Source organism: Pseudomonas sp. HMWF006, assembly GCF_003061205.1.
Taxonomy (GTDB): Bacteria; Pseudomonadota; Gammaproteobacteria; order Pseudomonadales; family Pseudomonadaceae; genus Aquipseudomonas; species Aquipseudomonas monsensis.
The window spans coordinates 1-3,206 of sequence record NZ_QAIU01000099.1 but is presented as its reverse complement, the minus strand read 5'-3'; the positions used below and the strand labels follow the sequence as shown (position 1 = coordinate 3,206).

Annotated in this window: 4 protein-coding genes and 1 pseudogene; all 5 read left to right on the top strand. The window is 62.1% G+C overall.

Annotation, left to right across the window (positions count from 1 at the left end):
• Positions 1–17: 17 nt before the first annotated feature.
• Positions 18–983: a thiamine-phosphate kinase gene (gene thiL / locus DBR24_RS03925; RefSeq protein ID WP_128613954.1), complete on the top strand. Its 966-nt coding sequence runs from the start codon at positions 18–20 to the stop codon at positions 981–983.
• Positions 980–1,483 carry a phosphatidylglycerophosphatase A gene (locus DBR24_RS03920; protein ID WP_003228639.1) on the top strand — a complete coding sequence of 168 codons (504 nt, stop codon included), beginning with the start codon at positions 980–982 and terminating at the stop codon, positions 1,481–1,483. Before thiL ends, DBR24_RS03920 begins: the two co-directional genes overlap by 4 nt.
• Positions 1,484–1,517: 34 nt before the next feature.
• On the top strand, positions 1,518–2,255 hold the full coding sequence (locus tag DBR24_RS03915; protein ID WP_128613952.1) for an ABC transporter substrate-binding protein: 738 nt from the start codon (positions 1,518–1,520) through the stop codon (positions 2,253–2,255).
• A 254-nt stretch (positions 2,256–2,509) separates the two neighbouring features.
• Positions 2,510–3,127 carry a GTP cyclohydrolase II gene (ribA, locus tag DBR24_RS03910; protein ID WP_123463762.1) on the top strand — a complete coding sequence of 206 codons (618 nt, stop codon included), beginning with the start codon at positions 2,510–2,512 and terminating at the stop codon, positions 3,125–3,127.
• Positions 3,124–3,206, top strand: a pseudogene (locus DBR24_RS03905) (MFS transporter); the annotation flags it as partial. The gene ribA and the pseudogene DBR24_RS03905, both read left to right, overlap by 4 nt.

The window sequence follows — 3,206 nt, the reverse complement described above, 5'->3', positions numbered from 1 at the left end:
AACACTTTGTCTCAGCCATGGGCGAGTTTGAGCTGATCCGCAATTTCTTCGCCGCCGCGCCTTGTGCGCAGGGCGGCGAAGGCGTTGCGCTGGGGATCGGCGATGACTGCGCCTTGCTCGCTGTTCCTTCCGGGGAGCAGTTGGCGATTTCTACCGATACGCTGGTGGCCGGTGTGCATTTCGCCGACCCCTGCGATCCGTTTATGCTCGGTCAGCGCTCGCTGGCCGTTGCGGTCAGCGATCTGGCCGCCATGGGCGCCACGCCCGTTGCCTTTACCCTTGCCCTGACTGTACCGACGGTGACCGCCGATTGGTTGCAAGCCTATGCCGGCGGCTTGAACCGCATGGCGCAAAGCTGCGGCGTCGTGCTGGTGGGCGGCGATACCACGCGCGGGCCGTTGAGTCTGACGGTCACTGTGTTCGGGCGTGTTCCGGCCGGTCAGGCGTTGACCCGCAGCGGTGCGCAGCCGGGAGATCTGTTGTGTGTCGGCGGTGAGCTGGGCAATGCCGCCGGCGCCTTGCCGTTGGTGCTGGGCCAGCGTGAAGCCGAACCGCATATCGCCCAGCCGCTGCTCGATCACTACTGGTCGCCGCAGCCGCAACTCGCCCTCGGACAGGCCCTGCGCGGCAAGGCCCGTTCAGCGCTGGACATCTCCGATGGCTTGCTCGCCGACTGTGGCCATATTGCCCTGGCCTCGAAGGTGCGGCTCGAGATTGAACGCGAGCGCGTACCGTTGTCGGATGCTCTAGTGGCATTTCTCGGCCAGCGCGGCGCCGAGCGTGCGGCGTTGAGTGGTGGCGATGATTATGTGCTGGCCTTCACCCTGCCGTCCGTCGAGTTGCCGGCGCTGCTGGCCGACGGCTGGCCGATCCATGTGATCGGCCGTGTCAGTGAAGGGCAGGGCGTGGCGTTGCTGGATCGCGAAGGACACGACATCACCCCGCAAATCCGGGGCTATCAACATTTTCAGGAGACACCGTGACAGATCACCCGAAGCAGGTTCCGGCCGAATTCGTGCCGCCATCGGTCTGGCGCAATCCCTGGCATTTCCTCGCGTTCGGCTTCGGTTCGGGCACTTTGCCGAAAGCACCGGGCACGTGGGGCTCGTTAGTTGCGCTACCCTTTATCCCGTTGTGGCAGATGTTGCCCGATTGGGGTTACTGGCTGATGCTCGGGATCACCATGCTGTTCGGCTTCTGGCTGTGCGGCAAGGTCGCCGACGATCTGCGGGTACACGATCACGAAGGTATCGTCTGGGACGAGATGGTCGGGATGTGGATCACCCTGTGGCTGGTGCCGGAAGGCTGGTACTGGTTGCTGGCCGGTTTCCTGATGTTCCGTTTCTTCGACATTCTCAAGCCGTGGCCGATTCGCTGGATCGACCGGCATGTCCACGGTGGCGTCGGGATCATGCTTGATGACGTGCTGGCCGGCGTGTTTGCCTGGCTGGCGATGCAAGGACTGGTATGGATTTTCGCCTGATCCGGAGAGTCCGGGTTCAGTGAGGAGACTAAGGATGGCGCGACGCTGGCTGGCGCTGGTTTTTCTGATCTTGCTGGGCACTGTCGCCAGTGCTCAGGAAGCCGCGCACGCGCCGTCGGTCATCCACCTGGCCAGCGAAGACTGGGAAGACTACACCGCCGCCGACGGTCATGGCCTGGGCTGGGACGTGCTGCGCAAGGTGTTCGAACCCGCCGGGGTGAAACTCGACATTCGCAGCGAGCCCTACACCCGCTCGGTCGGTCTGGCAGAGCGCGGTGAAGTCGACGCGTGCGTCGGCTCCTATCATGACGAGGCCAGTGACCTGCTGTACCCGCGCTGGAATTTTGATACCGACCACATCTATGCCCTGGGGCTTGCGAGCAACCCGCCGCCGACCCCCGAGACACTCGGCAGCTATCGACTGGCCTGGGTGCGTGGTTATGACTACCAGAAATACCTGCCCAATGTGCGCAACTACAATGAAGTCATCCGGCGTACCGGCATCCTGTCGATGCTCACCCACAACCGCGCCGACTACTACATCGACGCACTGACCGAAATCGATTACGTGCTCGGCCGGGCCAGGGATCCGGCGCAGTTTCGCAAGACCCACATCGCCGAGTTGCCGCTCTACCTGTGCTTCGCCGACACGCCGCAGGCGCGCAAGTTGCTGGCACTGTTCGACAGGCGCATGGAGCAGTTGGTGAACAGTGGTGAGCTGAAACCGATTTTCGAGAAGTGGAAGCAGCCGTATCCGTTCGAGGCAAATTGAACGCGATTGACCGGCTGATAAAGAGTTTTGTCGGAGCTGGCTTGCCAGCGATAGCGTTGGGTCAGTAACCACAATGGCGGCAGATATTACGCCATCGCTGGCAAGCCAGCTCCCACAGGTAAAGAAATGTTGGGGGCGGTGTTATCAACCTTTTTGATCGTTATGCCCGATAATTCAGCCTAAGCGTCTGCAGGAACCTGCTGTTACAATGCCCGCCTGCGAATTTTCAGACTCTTTAGATCAGGAGCACACCGGTGCCTGTCGTCTTTGTCGCCGCTTCCAAGCTGCCCACGCCTTTTGCGCAATTCACCATGCACGGTTTTCTCGATGAAAGCACCGGGCGCGAGCACGTTGTGCTGAGCCTGGGTGACATTGCCGACGGAGCCCCGGTACTCGGCCGTTTGCACTCCGAATGCCTGACCGGCGACGCCTTGTTCAGCCAGCGTTGCGACTGCGGCTCGCAACTGGAAGGCGCGCTCAAGGCCATCGCCCGTGAAGGTCGTGGCGTGTTGCTGTACCTGCGTCAGGAAGGCCGTGGCATCGGGCTGCTGAACAAGATTCGCGCCTATGAATTGCAGGACGGCGGCGCCGACACCGTTGAAGCCAACGAACGCCTGGGCTTTGCTGCCGACCAGCGCGACTACGCCATGTGCCTGCCGATGCTTGAGCATCTGGGCGTGAAATCCCTGCGCCTGATGACCAACAACCCGCGCAAGGTCAAAGCCTTGACCGACATGGGCATCACCGTCGCTGAGCGCGTGCCGCTGCACACCGGCCACAACCCGCACAACAAACTGTATTTGGCGACCAAGGCCAGCAAGCTCGACCACATGATGGGCAACGAGCATCAGGGCGAGGTCGATCGCGCGTGACGCGGGGGCAGGTACGACGCCGATTGGCGGTCGACTGGTGGAAATACCTGGCGCTGGCGTTGCTGCCGCTGTTCGTACT

Coding starts and splice junctions, on each gene's coding strand:
- thiL (WP_128613954.1), top strand. CDS start 18: ATGGGCGAGTTTGAGCTGATCCGCAATTTCTTCGCCGCCGCGCCTTGT.
- DBR24_RS03915 (WP_128613952.1), top strand. CDS start 1,518: ATGGCGCGACGCTGGCTGGCGCTGGTTTTTCTGATCTTGCTGGGCACT.